Genomic DNA, 16,177 nt, shown 5'->3' on the forward strand with positions numbered 1-16,177 from the left:
AATTGCCGACGGTGAGCACAATCGCATCGCCCTCCTGCCACGGAGAGACCGTGGCCGCCAAGTCCGAAGGAGGTGGAGTTCGCGCATGCGTCGTTATGAAGTCATGGTGATCCTCGACCCGGAGCTCGATGAGCGCACCGTGGAGCCGTCCATCGACCAGTACCTGAACATCGTCCGCAAGGAAGGTGGCACGGTCGAGAAGCTCGACATCTGGGGTCGTCGCAAGCTTGCCTATGACGTGAAGAAGAAGTCCGAAGGCATCTATGCCGTCGTCGACCTGACCGCCGAGCCGGCGGTGGTGAAGGAGCTCGACCGTCAGCTCACGCTGAACGAGTCGATCCTGCGCACCAAGGTCATCCGGCCGGACCAGCACTGAGCCTAGGGTCGTCAGCAGCCTCGGTACTGTCGGCACCGGCCGGTACCAATAGCTGTAGACATAGCTGTAGACACAGCCACACCCGATAGCAGGAGGAACGGCAATGGCAGGCGAACCACCTATCACCCTGATCGGTAACCTCACGGGTGATCCGGAACTGCGCTTCACGCCCTCGGGCGCTGCGGTAGCGAATTTCACCGTCGCGTGCACTCCGCGGACGCTGGACCGGCAATCGAACGAGTGGAAGGACGGGGAAACCCTCTTCATCTCGTGCGCGGTGTGGCGTCAGGTTGCCGAGAATGTTGCCGAGTCCCTGACCCGGGGTTCCCGGGTCGTCGTCACCGGCCGCCTCAAGGCGCGCAGCTACGACGACCGCGACGGGAACAAGCGCACCGTCTTCGAGTGTGATGTCGAAGAGATCGGCGCGAGCATGCGCTACGCGACGCTGAAGATCTCCAAGACCTCGCGTTCCGACGGCGGTGGCGGCGGTTTCGGTGGTGGCGGTGGTGGCGGCCAGCAGTTCGGTGGCGGCGGCAACCAGGGAGGTGGCAACCAGGGCGGCGGCTACGGCGGCGGTCAGGGCGGCCAGCAGAACGACCCCTGGGCAACCCCGCAAGGCGGTGGCGGTCAGTCCGCCCCGCAGAACGACCCCTGGGCCAGCCAGGGCGGCGGCTCGATGGAGGAGCCCCCGTTCTGATCGGCCCGCAAACCCGTTAGGGACCATTCCGGCACTCGTGCCGGGCTCTGGAAATAGGAAGAGAGCACCACAATGGCCAAGATCATTCGGAAGCCGAAGAAGAAGGTCTGCGGCTTCTGCAAGGACAAGGCGACGTACGTCGATTACAAGGACACCGCGCTCCTGCGCAAGTTCATCTCGGACCGCGGCAAGATCCGCGCCCGCCGGGTGACCGGGAACTGCGTGCAGCACCAGCGCGATGTCGCGACCGCTATCAAGAACGCTCGTGAGGTGGCCCTGCTGCCGTACACGAGCACCGCTCGCTGAGGGAGGCGCGGACCATGAAGCTCATCCTGTCTCAGGAGGTCGAGGGCCTCGGGGCTCCCGGCGACATCGTCGAGGTGAAGGACGGCTACGGCCGTAACTACCTGGTTCCGCGCGGCCTGGCCATCGGCTGGACCCGCGGCGCCGAGAAGCAGATCCAGACGATCAAGCGGGCGCGTGACGCCCGGGCGATCCAGGGCAAGGAGCACGCGAGCGAGGTCAAGAACCAGCTCGAGCAGCTCAACGTGACCCTGGCCGTCAAGGCCGGCGACACCGGCCGCCTGTTCGGTTCGGTCACCCCGGCAGACATCGCCACGGCGATCAAGTCCGCCGGCGGCCCGCTGGTCGAGAAGCGCGCGATTGCGATCGCGTCGCCGATCAAGACCACCGGCAAGCACCAGGTCGCGGTTCAGCTGCACCCGGAGGTGGCCGCCACGGTCCGCCTCGAGGTTGCCGCTAACTGACCACAGCACCAGCACGAAGGCCCGCGTTCCCGGAAGGGAGCGCGGGCCTTCCGTTTCAGTAGACGGCTGTGTTCAGCCGGGAAGGTCCTGGACGGTCGGCCACTCGACCGGGCCGGGCTCCGACGAGCTGTCGCTCGTGTCGTCCGGCTTCGCCACCGCGGGCCACTCGGCCGGCGCGGGCTGCGCCGCCTCGCCGTCGTTGTCGTCGGGCAGCGCCACCGTCGGCCACTCGGTCGGCGCCGGTTCGTTGTCATCGGCAAACACTTGGGCGGACGGCAGCAGCAGTACGCCGACCGCCATCAGCGTCAGCGCCGACCGACGCAGTAAACCACTCATCGTGGGGCCGGGTTCAGTGCGTAGAGGACCGAGTCGAAGACGACGATCGCGTGGTTACCGGCGATGCCCCACGGGCGGGTCGGCGCCGGGTCCAGCGGGTGCTGCGGCCGGCCCGGGGTGACGGCGTACATCTTGCTGCCCATCGTGCCGTAGATCAGCGTGCCGGTGATCGACAGCGGGTGGAAATCCTGCAGCATGACGATCCGCGGCTTGGCCAGGTTGATCAGGCACTCACCCCAGGCCGCCATCTTGCGGTTCGGATCCGGCACCCAGTCCCAGGACTGGACGTCGGATGACGACGAAGGCTGGCAGACCGCGACGACCTTGCCGCTCGCGGTCGAGTGCACGGTCGGGATCACCTTCTCGGGATCCTTGGTCGGCCAGATCGCCAGCGCGTAGTCCGGGCTGGCGGACAGCACCTGCTGAGGCTTGTCGGCGATCGCGCCACCCGGCTTCTGCGGGACGATCGTCTGCAACGGCTTGTCCGGCGCGCTCCAGAAGAACGGCCCCTTGAACTGCGAGATCAGCGCGCGATCGCCCTCGGCGAGCAGGATCGTCGACAGCCGAGGCTGGTTCGGTACGGCTTTGAGCTCGCCGCCCGACATCACCATCGCTCCGCCGGTGCCGCTCAGCGTGATCAGCGGCGACTTGCCGAAGAACTGCACCTTGGCGCCGTCGGGGAGCCCGACCTTCTTCGCCTCGGCACCGCCGCCGGCCCAGTAGAACAAGGTGTCCTGCGTTGCGATCGCGACCACCAGCTTGCCGTCGATCGTCGTGTAGACAGGGCTTTCCGCGTCCTTCGGCACCTGGTCCTGCCACAACACCTTGCCGTTGGCATCGAAGACGGCGATCTTGCCGTCCGTCGTCAGGATCGCGACCTCGGTGCCGTCGGGCTTGATCGCGGGCGACGTGCCCGCGGCGATGTTGACCGTCCAGCCGGCGTGCGTGGTGAAGCCCGGCGGTACGTTGCCCGGCGAGAACTCGTCCGAACGGACCGACGGACCGGGCAGGGACGGCAGCAGCGGTGACGCGGTGACGGTCGGCTTCTTGTGCAGGTTGGGTTTGATCACCGCCACGAACACGATCGTGCCGATGACCAGGACGCAGCCCACCACCATCGCCACGATGATCGGCCAGATCGGTTTCTGTCCGCCGTTGCGGCCGCGGCCGGAGTCGGCCTCGATCGCCTCGACCTGTCCGTCGGGGTGGATGATCAGCGGCCAGGAGGCACCGTCGGACTCCACCGCGGTCGCCTTCACCGCGCGGCCGAGCTGTGCGGCTCGCTCGCTGACGAGCTGGATCGCGGCCTGCCGCGGGTCGTGATGATTGACCGGGTGACTGCGCCCGGCGATCTTCACCTCGGCGTTGTGGTCGTCGTAGAGCCGGATCGTTACTTTCGGCCAGGACGGGATCTTGTCAGCCACGATGACCTCTCATTCCCGCCACAGATCTCCCTCGCTCATCCGACTACGACGTCCTCGTTCTAGCATGTCCCCCGCACGAGGCATGCCAGGGATTCCGGGCAGGCAGAAACCACACGAGCCCGCCGGCTCGACTGACCCCGACAAGGGGGTAGAAACATCCTCGCCTGTGGATGGGTCACGAACGTACACCCGGAAAGCGAGAGAATACTGTGGGCGACAGCCTGTGACGCACCGCGAGAGGAGGGGCCATGACGCAGAACCCGTGGACACGAGAGCAGTCTCCGGGTCCGCAGCAGCCGTCGCCGGCCCAGACTCAGCCGGACATCACCCCTCGGGGGCCGTCCGCCCCGCAACACGGGGTGCCGGCGCCCGCGGAGGATCAGCGCCTGCCCAAGTTCGCGATCCCGGTCGCGGACACGTTGTGGTGGGTCGGCGTGCACGGCGGCGCCGGCGAGTCCACGATGTCTCTGCTGCTGCCGGGCACCCGGGCGGCCAACCACCGTTGGCCGATCCCGCCGCCGCCGGTGCCGACCCCGGTGATCCTGGTCGCGCGGACCCACGGGTCCGGGCTGCGTGCCGCGCAACGAGCCGCGATCGAGTGGGCCTCGGGTGTCGTCCAGGGAGTTGCCGTCCTCGGCCTGGTGCTGATCGCGGACGCTCCGGGCCGACTGCCCCGCGTGCTCGACGACTTCGCCGACATCGTCGGCGGAGGTGTTCCGAGAGTCTGGGACATCCCCTGGATCGAGGAGTGGCGCAGAGGGGAGGCTCCCACGCCTGACAACACCCCGGACGAGGTCTTCGAAGTCCTTGAATCCATCTACGCTCTTCGCGCGTCAAACCCAGCGGACTACCCCGCCCCGTACTGAAAGGTATTCACAACCATGATGTTGGTACACCACGTGGTCATGGAGCTCAACACCATGACCCTCCCGCTCGACGCGCCTCCCGGCGTACAGCCCGGCCTGGACAAGGTGCTCGGCTGGGTCAAGTGGATCGCGTACTCCGTCTGCACGCTCGGCATCCTGATCGCCGGCGGCATGATGGCCGTCGGTCAGCGCCGCGGTGAAGGTGGCGAGCACGCCGCCCGCCTCGGTTGGGTCCTGGCGGCCTGCATCGTGATCGGTGCGGCGACGGCACTCGTCGACGCCCTGAAGTGATCGCGGTCAGCGGCGACCTGCTCGGAGGCTGATCGCAGGTGGGACTGTTCAGCAAGGATCCGGACTCCGATGGCGATTCCGACGGCGAAAAGACCAGCTTCCTCGAGGAGCGTGGCTTCGTCGCGTCGGCGATCGTCATCGGAGCGGTGCTCATTTGCCTGGTGGTCTGGGCTGTTGCCAGTAACGGCTCGGACACTCCGGCCGCCAACCCCAGCCAGACACCGAGCACCATCGCTCCTACTGAACAGCCCACGGAGTCGACCGGTCCGCCCGCCACGCCGACCGAGCAGCCGACCGCTACGCAGACGGCGCCGCCGCCACCAAACAGTCACACCGGTGGCTGCCACGACAGCAACCCGGAGCAGGCGATCCCGCGGCTGGCCGCGCCGGTTGCGGTGACGTGGCAGTTCGAGGGCGAGATGCTGGTGCCGATCCAGGCAGCGGCCGGCCCGGCGTCCACCGGCACGAACGGCGTACGGTCCTGCTTCGCGCATTCGCCGACCGGTGCGGTGTTCGCCGCCATGGTCCTGCTGGGCCAGGTCCAGAATCCGCAGGTCAGCGTCGCCGCGCTGAAGACCCGGGTGCTCGCCGGTCCGGGCCGGACCGCTGCGATCGCCGCGGCCAGGAACGAACTCCAGACCCCGCCGACCGAGGCCGGCGACGTCCAGTTCTCCGGCTTCAAGGTGCTCTACTACACCACCACTCAGGCGATCGTCCAGGTCGTCGCGAACCTGAACAACAAGGCGTACGGCGCGCTGCCGATCACCATGCAGTGGTCGCACGGCGACTGGTACGCGGTGCTGCAGGACGACGGCACGTTCAACGGCTCGGTCGAGCCGGACATCCTGTCCAGTCTCAACGGCTACGTTAGGTTCAGTGGTGCGTCATGATCGCCCTCGGATGCTCGAAGTGGCCCTGGGACTGGGACGACTGCATCAGGGAAGGCCTGCAGACCGCGATTCAATGGGCCTTCGGCAAGTTCTTCGACTTCATCTTCCAGGCCATCGCCGACGTCGTCGTGAAGGCGGTCGAGGCCGTCATGAAGGCGGTCGGCCTGCTCTGGGTCTACATCAAGACCCCGGACATCGCGGAGAACACCCCGGCCCTGTGGGTGCAGCAGCACACGAACTTCATCATGGTGTTCATCGCCACGATCGCGGTCATCGTCGGCGCGATCCAGATGGCGATCTCGCACCGCGGTGAGCCGGCCAAGGAGATCCTCCGGTCGCTGATCACGCTGGTCGTGGTGACCGCTTCCGCGACCGCGTTCGCCGGCACGCTGATCGCGGCCGCGGACGGGTTCTCGAGCTGGATCATCGATCAGGCGCTGAAGACCAACGACCACAGCTTCGCCAAGGCGATCGCGGACACGATGACCGATCCGCTGAAGAGTCCCGGCGAGGCGTTCGGCTGGCTGCTGGTGATCTTCGTCGGCATCCTGATGGTGATCACCTCCATCATCCAGCTCGCGCTGATGATCATCCGCTACGGCATGCTCGTGCTGCTGGTCGGTGTGCTCCCGTTGACCGCGGCGGCGACCAACACCGAGATGGGGATGATGTGGTTCAAGCGGTCACTCGCCTGGCTGGCCGGCTTCATCATCTACAAACCGGTCGCCGCGCTGATCTACGCCACCGCGATCTACCTGATGTCGACGCCGAGCGTGGAAGGCGCGCCGGACGGTACGCCGCAGACCCTCAAGATCGTCATGGGCGTCACGATGATGATCCTCGCAGTCGTCGCGCTGCCCGCCATTCTTCGGTTCGTCTCCCCGAGGACGTCTTGACATGATTCCGCTCAACTGGGCCACGGATCTGCTGAAAGAAGCCGTCTCGGCGGTCCTTGCCCCCGCCATGGAAGCGGTGATGAAGTTCGTGTTCCAGCCCATCCTCGACGCAATCTCCGGTGCGGTCGGGACGTTGATGTCCACGATCGCGACGTTCTGGATCTACGTGCCGACGCCGTCGGTGGAGGGCGCTCCCGGTCAGCCGGCCAACAACTCGGTCAGCTGGATCTGGTCGCACACGCAGTTCATCACGCTGTTCATCGCGGCGATCGGGCTGATCGTCGGCGCCATCCAGATGGCCTGGACGCAGCGCGGCGAGACCGCCCGCGACCTGCTCCGTTCGCTGATCACCCTCGCCGTCGCCGCGGCCTTCTCGATCGCCGTCGCGCAGGCGCTGATCACGGCCGGCGACAAGTTCTCCCAGTGCATCGTCAGCTCCGCGCTGAGTACCAGCGGAGACTTCTGGGTGAAGAACTGCGACAAGATAGGCTCCGGCGACGCGAAGGCGTTCGGCACCAGCATGTCGGTGGTGCTGGGCTTCGCCGCCGTCGCGGCGCTGGCCGGTTCGCCGTTGCTGATCGGGATCATGATTGCCGTCGGCATCTTGTGTGTGATCGCCGGCGTGATCCAGATCGTGCTGATGGTCGTCCGCAGCGCGATGCTGATCCTGCTGCTCGGCGTACTGCCGATCTCGGCTGCCGCGACGAACACCGAGATGGGCCGAAGTTGGTTCAAACGAATAATCGCGTGGTTGCTCGCCTTCATCCTCTACAAACCGGTGGCGGCGATCGTCTATGCGACAGCGATCCGCCTGGTCTCGAACAACGGCGCACCACTGCACTTCGACGGCACCAACGCGAACGACGTCGGCAGCCTGGTGATGAACGTGGTCACCGGCCTCACGATGCTGGTGCTCGCGCTGTTCGCGCTGCCGGCCCTGATGCGGTTCATCGTGCCGATGGTCTCGGCGACCGCGGGCGCGGCCGGCGCCGGCATGATCGCGGCCCGGATGATGCCCGGCATGGACAAGCTGGGCGACATGGCGAACAAGCAGACCAGCCAGGGTGCCGACGACGGCGGGGGCGGCGGTGGAGGCGACGGCCCGACCGGCGCCCAGAACGTCGGCAGAGCGCAGCAGCAGGCACCGAGTGGCGGCGGTGAAGGTGCCGCGAGCGGTGCCGGCGAGGGTGCCGCGGCCGGTGGCGAAGGTGCAGCGGCCGGAGCGGGCGCCGGTGCTGGAGCCGGGGCTGGTGCGGGCGCCGGCGCAGGTGCGGGTGCCGGAGCTGCGGCGGCCGCGCCGGTAGCGGCTGTGGCTGCTCCGGTCATCGTGGGTGTCGCGATCGCCAAGGGCATCTCGGACACCGGCAAGACGCTGGCGGCCGAGACCACCGACCAGGGCGACGCGGCAGCGCAGTCCTCGTCCCAGAGCAGCGGCCCGAGCGGCAGCAGCGGCACCGGCGACCCGAACCGGGGCGGCGGCCAACCACAGCAAAGCGGCGGAGGTAACCAGCCTCCACCTCCACCGCCAGGCCCGAGTGGCAGCGGCGGAGGCGACGACACACCGACACCGGAAGGCCCAAGTGGCAGCGGCTGAGAACGTACGACGCGCACCTCGCACCTACGGCAACTGGCGCCAGCCCGCCTCGGCGGGTATCGGCGGCTTGGGCATGCTCGGCACGGCCATCCTGATGGGTGGCCTGCTGATGGTCGTCATCGCGACGATGTCCGGCGGTCTGCCCGCAGCGATGATCACGCTGCTGGTCGTCGGCGTCGTACTGCTGCTGCTGATGACCAAGGACAAGCATGGGCAGTCCACGCTGCAACGGATCTCGACCCGAATTGGATGGCAGCGAGCAAAGATGGCAAAGCACAACATCTACCGATCCGGTCCTCTCGGCCGTACGGCGTGGGGCAAGTTCCAGCTCCCCGGCCTGGCCGCCTCTTCGCAGCTGAGCGAGTACCAGGACTCGTACGGGCGCCCGTTCGCCCTGCTCTACTACCCGAGCACGCGGCACTTCACGGTCGTCATCAACGCGGAGCCGGACGGCGCCTCGCTGGTCGACGAGGACCAGGTGGACGTGTGGGTCGCGCACTGGGGTCAGTGGCTGGCGTCGCTCGGCCACGAGCCGGGTATCGTCGCCGCCTCGGTCACCGTCGAGAGCGCGCCCGACACCGGCATCCGGCTGCGCCGTGAGGTCGGCAACAACATGATGGACGGTACGCCGGCCATCGCCCGCGCGATGCTGACCGAGGTCGTGCAGACCTACCCGGAGGGCTCGGCGCTCGTCTCGGCCCGGGTCGCCCTGACCTTCAAGGGCACCGACCGCAGCGGCAAGCGGCGCAAGGAAGACGACATGGGCCGCGAGCTCGCCGCCCGGCTGCCCGCGCTGACCCAGAGCCTGAACGCGACCGGTGCGGGCGCGGCCCGGCCGGTCAACGCGCAGGAGCTGTGCGAGGCGATCCGGATCGCGTACGACCCGGCGTCCGCCATCCTCATCGACGAGGCCCGGGGCCAGGGCATGCCGCCCGAGCTGCAGTGGACCGACGTCGGCCCGTCCGGTGCGCAGTCGTTCTGGGACAAGTACCGGCACGACTCGGCCTGGTCGGTAACCTGGCAGATGTCGCAGGCGCCGCGTGGTGAGGTGTTCTCGTCGGTGCTCTCGCAGCTGGTCGCGCCGCACGCCGACATCGACCGCAAGCGCGTCACCCTGCTCTACCGCCCGCTGGACGCCGGTACGTCGGCACGCATGGTCGAGGCCGACAAGCGCAACGCGTCCTTCCGCGCCAGTACGTCGAGCCGCCCGTCCGCGCGCAGCCTGGCCGAGGCACGCGCCGCCGACCGGTCCGCGCAGGAGGAAGCGCGCGGTGCGGGCCTGGTCAACTTCGGCATGATCGTCACCGGCACGGTGATGACGGTCGAGCAGATCCCGGACATGATCGCCGCCATCGACAACCTCGGCGCCACCGCGCGCGTGCTGCTGCGGCCGGCGTACGGCTCGCAGGACTCCGCGTTCGTGGCCGCGTTGCCGCTGGGCGTCGTACTGCAGAATCACCTGGCGGTCCCGGCCGGTCTGCGGGAGTCTCTATGATTGGACAAAGCTCGGTGGCCTCTGGGGAGTCACAGTGAGTCAGAAGCAGAAGAAGCCGGTCGATCCGAGCAAGCGGGGCAAGCGGCCGATGCCGCGCGGTTGGCCCGGTCCCGGCGGCGGCTACTCGACGTACCTGCAGGCAGCGCCCGAGTGGCGCGGGACGACGGTGCAGGTCTGCGGCATGTGGCCGTTCGCGGCCGGCACCGGCAGCCCGATGGTCGGTGTGCCGATCGGGCGGAACATCCTCTCCGGCGCGACCATGTGCTGCGACCCGATCAGCTGGTTCATGCGGGCCAAGCTGATCTCGAACCCGTCGATGTTCGTGCTCGGCAAGCCGGGTCTGGGCAAGTCGACGATCACCCGGCGGATGGCGCTGGGCCTGGCCGGGTACGGCGTGATGCCGCTCGTGCTGGGCGACCTCAAGCCCGACTACAAGGACCTGATCGAGGCCCTCGGCGGCCAGGTCATCCAACTCGGCCGCGGTCGCGGACACCTGAACGTGCTCGACCCGGGTGAGTCCCGCGAGGCCGCGCTTCGGCTGACCGGCAAGGCCCGCGAGGCGATCCAGGCCGACGCGCACGGCCGCCGGCAGACGATGGTCTCTGCGCTGATCTCGATCATGCGCTCGCAGCCGCCGAACGACCGCGAGGAGACGATCCTCGACGAGGCGCTCAAGGTTCTCGACGAGCGCTTCCAAGGTACGCCGGTGCTCCGCGACCTGCTCCAGGTCGTGCAGGACGCCCCGGACCGGGTCCGCAACGTGGCCCTGGACCGCGGCAGCCTGGACCGCTACCGGCAGATCACCGAAGGTCTCGAGGCCTCGCTGATCGGTCTGGTCGGCGGCGGCCGGCTCGGTGAGATCTTCTCCGAGCAGACCGACAACCCGATGCAGCTGGACCGGCCGGTCGTGTTCGACGTGTCCAACATCGACGACTCCGAGACCAGCCTGCAGGCCGCCGTACTGCTGGCCTGCTGGTCGTACGGGTTCGGCGCGGTCGCGGTCTCGCAGGCGCTGGCGGACGCCGGCCTCGAGCCGCGGCGGCACTACTTCGTCATCCTCGACGAGCTCTGGCGAGTACTGCGGGCCGGGCGCGGCCTGGTCGACCGGGTCGACGCGCTGACCCGGCTGAACCGGCAGCGCGGTGTCGGGATGGCGATGATCTCGCACACCATGTCCGACCTGCTGGCACTGGAGCTGCCCGAGGACCGGATGAAGGCGAAGGGTTTCGTCGAGCGCTCCGGCATGGTCATCTGCGGTGGTCTGCCGCGGGCCGAGATGGACAACCTGACCGAGGTCGTGCCGATGTCGCAGGAAGAGCAGAACATGCTCATCGGCTGGCAGGACCCGCCCGCCTGGGACCCGGCCACCGGTCAGGAGGCCGCACCTCCTGGTCGAGGCAACTTCCTGGTCAAGGTCGGTGGCCGCCCGGGTATCCCGGTGCACGTCGGGCTGACCACGGTCGAGCGCGAGATCAACGACACCAACAAGCTGTGGAGGACCGGCGAGGACGGCAAGCCGCTGAAGGTGGAGGTCGCACCGGACGGCAGTGAGGCGGTCGTCGGCGAGTACAGCCTGGACGATCCGGCGATGCTGCCGCCGCCCGACCCCACCACGCGAGTGGTCGCCCGAACGGGAGTTGAGGAGTAATGGCCCAGGGCAGGAAAAGCACCGGACCGGGCGGGCTGTCGCCCGAGTCGATCCTGATCTTCGCCGCCGTCGGCGTGTTCGCACTGGTCGTGTTCTCGCTCTGGGGTGCGCTGAAGATCGCCTCGGCGATCAACGGCTCGCCGCCGGTGGGCAACCCGTTCGACGCGATCGTCGATCTGATGAAGGGACACCGGGACTGGTCCGGCGCGGCCACCGGCGTACTGATCATCGAGCTGGTCGTGCTGTTCGGCCTGGTCGGCACCGGCTTCTGGTACTTCCGGAGCCGGCAGAAGTCGGTCGGTCGCGTGGACCGGCAGGCGCAGCTGATGTCGAAGCGGTCCGAGATCTATAAGCTCACCCGCGAAGGCGCGCAGGAGAAGGCGAACCAACTCGGCGCCGGCCACGCCGGACCGGGCATCCTGATCGGCCGCACCGTCCGGGACAACCTCGAGGTCTTCGGCAACTGGGAAGACATGCACGTCGACATCTGGGGTCCCCGAACCGGTAAGACCACGTCCCGCGCGGTGCCGGCGATCCTGGACGCGCCCGGATGCGTCATCGCCACGTCCAACAAGCGCGACATCGTCGACGCCACCCGTGGGCCGCGCTCGGAGAAGGGCCCGGTCTGGGTGTTCGACCCGCAGGAGGTCTGCGAGGAGCCGAACACCTGGTGGTGGAACCCGCTCAGCTACATCACCGACGAGACCAAGGCTCGCGAGCTGGCGGAGCATTTCGTCGCCTCGCAGCGCCAGGTCGGCGCCCAGACCGACGCGTTCTTCGACGCCGCCGGTACGGACCTGCTGGCCGGTCTCTTGCTCGCCGCGGCAGTGGCGAAGCGCCCGATCACGCAGGTCTACAGCTGGCTCGCCGACCAGCGCAACGACGAGCCGGAGCGGATCCTGCGCAACACCCCGGGTCTGCAGCTGTCCGCGGACGCGCTGTCCGGTGTCATCAACGCGCCCGACAAGCAGCGCGCGGGTGTCTACGGTACGGCGCAGCAGAGCGCGCAGTTCCTGGTCAACCGCAAGGTCACCCGCTGGGTCGTGCCCCAGGGCCCGAACGACAACCGCCCGCAGTTCAACCCGCACGAGTTCGTCCGCAAGGGCGGCACGCTCTACAGCCTCTCCAAGGAAGGCGCCGGTACGGCGGGTCCGCTCGTCACCGCGTTGACCGTGGCGGTCGTCGAGGCGGCCGAGCAGTTCGCCCGCGGCTGCCCGATGGGCCGCATGCCCAGCCCGCTCGTCGGCGTACTGGACGAGGCCGCGAACGTGTGCCGGTGGAAGAACCTCCCCGACCTGTACTCGCACTTCGGTTCCCGCGGCATCGTGCTGATGACGATCCTGCAGTCCTGGGCGCAGGGCCAGGAGTGCTGGGGCGACCACGGCATGCAGAAGCTGTGGGGCTCGGCCAACATCCGGGTGTACGGCGGCGGCGCGGCCGACGCGTCCTTCCTCGAGAACCTGAGCAAGATGATCGGCGACTACGACATCAACTCGAACTCGGTGTCGTACAACGAGGGCAAGCGCGGTACGAGTTCGCAGGTCCAGCGGCACAACATCATGGAGGTCTCCGACCTCGCCTCGATGCCGCCCGGTCGCGCGGTCGTGTTCCCGTCGGGTATCCCGGCGACGCTGGTGAAGACCGTCCCGTGGTTCACCCGGCCGGACGCCGGTGCGGTGAAGGCGTCGCTGGCGAAGTACGATCCGGGAGCGGCTGCGAACGTTCCGGTGAGCAACAACCCGTGGGTGTCCGCAGGCACCGGCGGACAGGCGCCCCCGCCGCAGCGCGGCCCGGACCGGCCGGTCTGGGAGCAGAACGAAGGGGACAACCGAGGTGGATGGTGAACAGGAGCTCTTCTATCCACACGTCGCGGCGTTCGTCGAAGACCGGCTGATCTACCTCTACACCCGGCGGCTCGGGCAGCAGTTCGTCTGGTGCCCCGAGTGGTACCGGCACGCGGAGGCACTCAGCCGGCTCGACTCGATCTGGCGTGCGTGGGAGCACCTGCGGCTCGACCCGGCGACCGGGATGTCGGTCTGGTGGCGTGACCACGCGGACCCGCACATGATGGCGCTGCTCGACCCGGACGGCCCGTTCGCGGCCTGCCGGAACAACGTCCACACCGACTACCCGATCCCGCCGCTGCCGGTGCAGGAGCCGCCGGCCGGCCTGTTCTTCGACCAGCGCCAGCCGAACATCCGCGGCATCTGACATGTGGAAGTGGGGCAACCTGCTACTGGCGTTCCTCGTCGAGTTGGTTGCCCTAGGCATCTTTGCCTGGTGGGGCTGGGACACCGGCAGTACGACGCTCACCCGATGGCTCCTCGCCATCGGGCTGCCGGTGGTGACCGCGGTGGTCTGGGGACTGTTCGCAGCACCCACCGCCACCCGCGGTACTCCCGTGGTGCGGTGGATCGTGAAGGTACTCGTGTTCGGCCTCGCGGGTGCCGCCCTGTGGAGTCTGGGGCACCCGCTACTCGCCGTCGTGTTCGTTGTGGTGGTCGCGGCCAACCTGGCGATCATCCACGTCCAGAAGCTGCAGCCTACGAGCTAGGACTACATGTCCAGGTCGATGCCGGTGTCGCGGCGTTGCTCCTGCTGCTTCTTCTGCCTGCTCCGGGGACCGCGGGAACGCACGCGGGCCTGGGGGAGCTGAGCCTCAGGCGTTTCCTTGGGCGGGTTCCGGACCGCCTCGACAGCGTCGGGCTGCGTCTGGCGCGCCTCCCGGCGGTGCTCCTGCGCGGAGTCGTCGTACCTGTCGGCGAGCCGGTCGTCGGACACGGCGCGGCGGGCCTCGATACCGCTGGCGCGTTCGTAGCGCCGGCCTTCCGCGGCCAGTCCGGCCGAGCCAAGCTCATCGGGATGCGCGGCCGCCTCGTCCAGCTCGTGCCGGCCGTGGGCCAGGTCGCCGATGGACCGCTGCGTCTCGGTCGTGGCGTACGCGCGGTACCGGTCGCGGGCAGCCTCGTCGGCGTACGCGAGCTCGAAGGCCCGCGTGGTCTCCGCGGTGGCGTCGAGGAGCTGCTCCCGGTCGCGGAGCTCGTCCAGCTCCTGCTGGTCCTTGGCTGCTAGCTCGAGACGCTCGGCGTGCGCGGCCTCGTCCTCTTCGTCCAGGCGGGCCTGCTCCACCTCCTCCGTGTGCCGCTCCACGTCCTCGTCGGCCGTCAGATCGGCGACCACGCGCCGGTCGGCCTCGGCCCGCGCCTGCGCGGCACGCCGCTCGCGATGGCCCTCGGTGTCGTCGTCACCGGACTCCCGCTGCACGGGGTCGAGCTCGACGGACTGGTCGTCGGTGTCGGGCATGCCGCTCCTTTCCTTCCGCTCAACGATGCCGCACCGCGGGGTCAGCGGGTAGCGCCGGTGACCAGCCAGCCGTCGCGGCGCTCGCGTAGCGTCAGGGTGAGGAAGCGGAGCAGCATGTACCCGCCGAATGCCCACCAGAGCGCGACGATCCCGCCGCCGAGCCAGAGCACCGCCAGCGCGAGCGGCACGTACAGCACGAGCGCGACGACCCCCGCCGCGGCCAGGTACTTCCCGTCACCCGCGCCGATGAGCACACCGTCCAGGACGAACACGACGCCGTTCACCGGTTGCCACAGTGCGGCGACGATGATGATCGCCGCGAGAGTACGGCGTACCTCGGGATCGCTGGTGAACCACGGGACGTAGACGCCGCGCAGGCCCCACAACGCGAGGCCGCCGATCAGGCCGGAGAACAGGCCCCACCACATCATCCGTCGGGTGATCGTGCGGGTACCCACCACGTCACCGGCGCCGAGCGCGCGGCCGGTGAGCGCCTGCGCGGCGATCGCGATGGCGTCGAGGGCGAGGGCGAGGAACGACCACAGCGTGAACGCGACCTGGTGCGCGGCGACCGACGTCGTACCCAGTGCGGTGGCGACGAAGGTGAGCAGAATGATTGCCGCACGCAACGTCAGCGTCCGGACGATCAGCGGTACGCCCATCTGCGCGGACGCGAGGATGCCGGGGCGATCGGGGCGCAGTTTGGCGCCGTCGCGGCGGGCACCGCGGACGACGACCACGACGAGCGCGATGCCGGCGCCCGTCTGCGCGAGCGCCGTACCGAGGGCGGAGCCGGCGATGTTGAGGCCGATGCCGTAGACGAGCAGGACGTTGAGGCCGATGTTCGCGAGGTTGGCGGTGATCGCGACGACCATCGGGGTCTTGGTGTCCTGCAGTCCACGCAGTACGCCGGTCGCGGCGAGCAACAGCAGCATCGAGGGGATGCCGAAGCACGAGATCCTCAGGTAGGTGACTGCGTAGTCAGCCACCTCGGGCGACGGGTCGAACGCCGCTATCGCCTGCGGCGCGAGCGCCAGCCCGAGCAGCGCCAGTACGACGCCGAGCAGCAACGCCAGCCAGAGTCCGTCGATGCCCTGCGCCAGCGCGCCCTTGTGGTCGCCGGCGCCGATCCGCCGGGCGACCGCGGAAGTGGTGCCGTAGGCAAGGAAGACGCAGATGCCGACGAGGGTCTGCAGGATGGTGCCGGCGACGCCGAGCGCGGCGAGTTGCGGCGTACCGAGGTGGCCGACGATCGCCGAGTCGGCGAGCAGCATCAGCGGTTCTGAAACCAGCGCGAAGAACGCCGGGACGGCCAGTCGGAGGATCTCCCGATCCTGTTCGCCCACCCATCGTCTGCGTCTCACCGGAGCGAGGTTACCCACGACTGCCGGGGACTCTGGAAATTCGTCTCAGACTTTTTCTTCTCCACAGTTGTGCACTGGAGAAACCGCAGGTCAGGGCGATGTTGTGGGCAAACGTCCACAGATATCCACAGGGTTGTTCGCAGCCTGTGCACAGCCCCTCACGGAGTTTCCCACAGTTCGTCCACACCCCCTGTGGATGGCTGGGTGGCTTTGGGTGACAAGAGCGGCGT

At 68.4% G+C, this 16,177-nt stretch carries 18 protein-coding genes; 14 read left to right on the top strand and 4 right to left on the bottom strand.

What is annotated here, in order from left to right:
- Window positions 1-85 precede the first annotated feature (85 nt).
- The 4 genes from rpsF to rplI all read left to right on the top strand — a co-directional run bounded on the left by rpsF (window position 86) and on the right by rplI (window position 1,840).
- Window positions 86-376 carry a 30S ribosomal protein S6 gene (gene rpsF / locus FDA38_RS22070; RefSeq protein WP_130386399.1) on the top strand — a complete coding sequence of 97 codons (291 nt, stop codon included), beginning with the start codon at window positions 86-88 and terminating at the stop codon, window positions 374-376.
- A 103-nt stretch (window positions 377-479) separates the two neighbouring features.
- Window positions 480-1,073, top strand: a complete 594-nt coding sequence (locus FDA38_RS22075; RefSeq protein WP_137255986.1) for a single-stranded DNA-binding protein — start codon at window positions 480-482, stop codon at window positions 1,071-1,073.
- Between the two features lie 72 nt (window positions 1,074-1,145).
- Window positions 1,146-1,379, top strand: coding sequence for a 30S ribosomal protein S18 (rpsR, locus tag FDA38_RS22080; protein ID WP_012924539.1), 234 nt, complete (start codon window positions 1,146-1,148; stop codon window positions 1,377-1,379).
- A gap of 14 nt (window positions 1,380-1,393) precedes the next feature.
- The gene (gene rplI / locus FDA38_RS22085) at window positions 1,394-1,840 is read left to right on the top strand and encodes a 50S ribosomal protein L9 (RefSeq protein WP_137255987.1); all 447 of its coding nucleotides are present in this window, start codon (window positions 1,394-1,396) and stop codon (window positions 1,838-1,840) included.
- 72 nt (window positions 1,841-1,912) lie between these two features.
- Here rplI and FDA38_RS22090 read toward each other — a convergent pair whose 3' ends face one another.
- Together FDA38_RS22090 and FDA38_RS22095 are read right to left on the bottom strand one after the other, a co-directional pair.
- Window positions 1,913-2,176, bottom strand: a complete 264-nt coding sequence (locus tag FDA38_RS22090; RefSeq protein WP_137255988.1) for a hypothetical protein — start codon at window positions 2,174-2,176, stop codon at window positions 1,913-1,915.
- On the bottom strand, window positions 2,173-3,600 hold the full coding sequence (locus FDA38_RS22095) for a PQQ-binding-like beta-propeller repeat protein (protein WP_137255989.1): 1,428 nt from the start codon (window positions 3,598-3,600) through the stop codon (window positions 2,173-2,175). Before FDA38_RS22095 ends, FDA38_RS22090 begins: the two co-directional genes overlap by 4 nt.
- 248 nt (window positions 3,601-3,848) lie before the next feature.
- Here FDA38_RS22095 and FDA38_RS22100 point away from each other — a divergent pair, with 248 nt between their 5' ends.
- The 10 genes from FDA38_RS22100 to FDA38_RS22145 are packed head-to-tail and all read left to right on the top strand — an operon-like array spanning window position 3,849 to window position 13,834.
- A complete protein-coding gene (locus FDA38_RS22100; RefSeq protein WP_137255990.1) occupies window positions 3,849-4,466 on the top strand; it encodes a DUF6668 family protein in 618 nt (205 codons plus the stop codon).
- A gap of 39 nt (window positions 4,467-4,505) precedes the next feature.
- Window positions 4,506-4,757 carry a conjugal transfer protein TrbC gene (locus tag FDA38_RS22105; protein ID WP_233714849.1) on the top strand — a complete coding sequence of 84 codons (252 nt, stop codon included), beginning with the start codon at window positions 4,506-4,508 and terminating at the stop codon, window positions 4,755-4,757.
- 38 nt (window positions 4,758-4,795) lie between these two features.
- Window positions 4,796-5,647, top strand: a complete 852-nt coding sequence (locus tag FDA38_RS22110; protein WP_137255991.1) for a hypothetical protein — start codon at window positions 4,796-4,798, stop codon at window positions 5,645-5,647.
- The gene (locus FDA38_RS22115; RefSeq protein WP_137255992.1) at window positions 5,644-6,543 is read left to right on the top strand and encodes a hypothetical protein; all 900 of its coding nucleotides are present in this window, start codon (window positions 5,644-5,646) and stop codon (window positions 6,541-6,543) included. The genes FDA38_RS22110 and FDA38_RS22115 overlap by 4 nt, the downstream gene beginning before the upstream one ends.
- Before the next feature lies 1 nt (window position 6,544).
- A complete protein-coding gene (locus tag FDA38_RS22120) occupies window positions 6,545-8,137 on the top strand; it encodes a hypothetical protein (protein WP_137255993.1) in 1,593 nt (530 codons plus the stop codon).
- Complete coding sequence (locus FDA38_RS22125) at window positions 8,124-9,632, top strand: SCO6880 family protein (RefSeq protein ID WP_170989832.1); 1,509 nt, start codon at window positions 8,124-8,126, stop codon at window positions 9,630-9,632. The genes FDA38_RS22120 and FDA38_RS22125 overlap by 14 nt, the downstream gene beginning before the upstream one ends.
- A 34-nt stretch (window positions 9,633-9,666) precedes the next feature.
- The gene (locus FDA38_RS22130; protein WP_233714850.1) at window positions 9,667-11,280 is read left to right on the top strand and encodes an ATP/GTP-binding protein; all 1,614 of its coding nucleotides are present in this window, start codon (window positions 9,667-9,669) and stop codon (window positions 11,278-11,280) included.
- Complete coding sequence (locus FDA38_RS22135) at window positions 11,280-13,124, top strand: type IV secretory system conjugative DNA transfer family protein (protein ID WP_137255994.1); 1,845 nt, start codon at window positions 11,280-11,282, stop codon at window positions 13,122-13,124. The genes FDA38_RS22130 and FDA38_RS22135 overlap by 1 nt, the downstream gene beginning before the upstream one ends.
- A complete protein-coding gene (locus tag FDA38_RS22140; protein WP_130443131.1) occupies window positions 13,114-13,491 on the top strand; it encodes a DUF4913 domain-containing protein in 378 nt (125 codons plus the stop codon). The genes FDA38_RS22135 and FDA38_RS22140 overlap by 11 nt, the downstream gene beginning before the upstream one ends.
- 1 nt (window position 13,492) lies before the next feature.
- The gene (locus FDA38_RS22145) at window positions 13,493-13,834 is read left to right on the top strand and encodes a YrdB family protein (RefSeq protein ID WP_137255995.1); all 342 of its coding nucleotides are present in this window, start codon (window positions 13,493-13,495) and stop codon (window positions 13,832-13,834) included.
- Window positions 13,835-13,836: 2 nt separating this feature from the next.
- Here FDA38_RS22145 and FDA38_RS22150 read toward each other — a convergent pair whose 3' ends face one another.
- Both FDA38_RS22150 and FDA38_RS22155 read right to left on the bottom strand, forming a co-directional pair.
- Entirely contained in the window at window positions 13,837-14,583 is a 747-nt protein-coding gene (locus tag FDA38_RS22150) for a hypothetical protein (RefSeq protein WP_137255996.1), read from the bottom strand.
- A gap of 41 nt (window positions 14,584-14,624) precedes the next feature.
- On the bottom strand, window positions 14,625-15,947 hold the full coding sequence (locus FDA38_RS22155; protein ID WP_233714851.1) for an MATE family efflux transporter: 1,323 nt from the start codon (window positions 15,945-15,947) through the stop codon (window positions 14,625-14,627).
- Window positions 15,948-16,177: the final 230 nt, after the last annotated feature.

The sequence above is a fragment of the Kribbella jiaozuonensis genome (genome assembly GCF_005233875.1).
GTDB lineage: Bacteria > Actinomycetota > Actinomycetes > Propionibacteriales > Kribbellaceae > Kribbella > Kribbella jiaozuonensis.

What these genes read in the sequence shown, in the direction of transcription:
- rpsF (WP_130386399.1), top strand. Translation starts at nt 86, where the DNA reads ATGCGTCGTTATGAAGTCATGGTGATCCTCGACCCGGAGCTCGATGAG.
- FDA38_RS22075 (WP_137255986.1), top strand. Translation starts at nt 480, where the DNA reads ATGGCAGGCGAACCACCTATCACCCTGATCGGTAACCTCACGGGTGAT.
- rpsR (WP_012924539.1), top strand. Translation starts at nt 1,146, where the DNA reads ATGGCCAAGATCATTCGGAAGCCGAAGAAGAAGGTCTGCGGCTTCTGC.
- rplI (WP_137255987.1), top strand. Translation starts at nt 1,394, where the DNA reads ATGAAGCTCATCCTGTCTCAGGAGGTCGAGGGCCTCGGGGCTCCCGGC.
- FDA38_RS22090 (WP_137255988.1), bottom strand. Translation starts at nt 2,176, where the DNA reads ATGAGTGGTTTACTGCGTCGGTCGGCGCTGACGCTGATGGCGGTCGGC.
- FDA38_RS22100 (WP_137255990.1), top strand. Translation starts at nt 3,849, where the DNA reads ATGACGCAGAACCCGTGGACACGAGAGCAGTCTCCGGGTCCGCAGCAG.
- FDA38_RS22105 (WP_233714849.1), top strand. Translation starts at nt 4,506, where the DNA reads ATGGAGCTCAACACCATGACCCTCCCGCTCGACGCGCCTCCCGGCGTA.
- FDA38_RS22115 (WP_137255992.1), top strand. Translation starts at nt 5,644, where the DNA reads ATGATCGCCCTCGGATGCTCGAAGTGGCCCTGGGACTGGGACGACTGC.
- FDA38_RS22120 (WP_137255993.1), top strand. Translation starts at nt 6,545, where the DNA reads ATGATTCCGCTCAACTGGGCCACGGATCTGCTGAAAGAAGCCGTCTCG.
- FDA38_RS22135 (WP_137255994.1), top strand. Translation starts at nt 11,280, where the DNA reads ATGGCCCAGGGCAGGAAAAGCACCGGACCGGGCGGGCTGTCGCCCGAG.
- FDA38_RS22145 (WP_137255995.1), top strand. Translation starts at nt 13,493, where the DNA reads ATGTGGAAGTGGGGCAACCTGCTACTGGCGTTCCTCGTCGAGTTGGTT.
- FDA38_RS22150 (WP_137255996.1), bottom strand. Translation starts at nt 14,583, where the DNA reads ATGCCCGACACCGACGACCAGTCCGTCGAGCTCGACCCCGTGCAGCGG.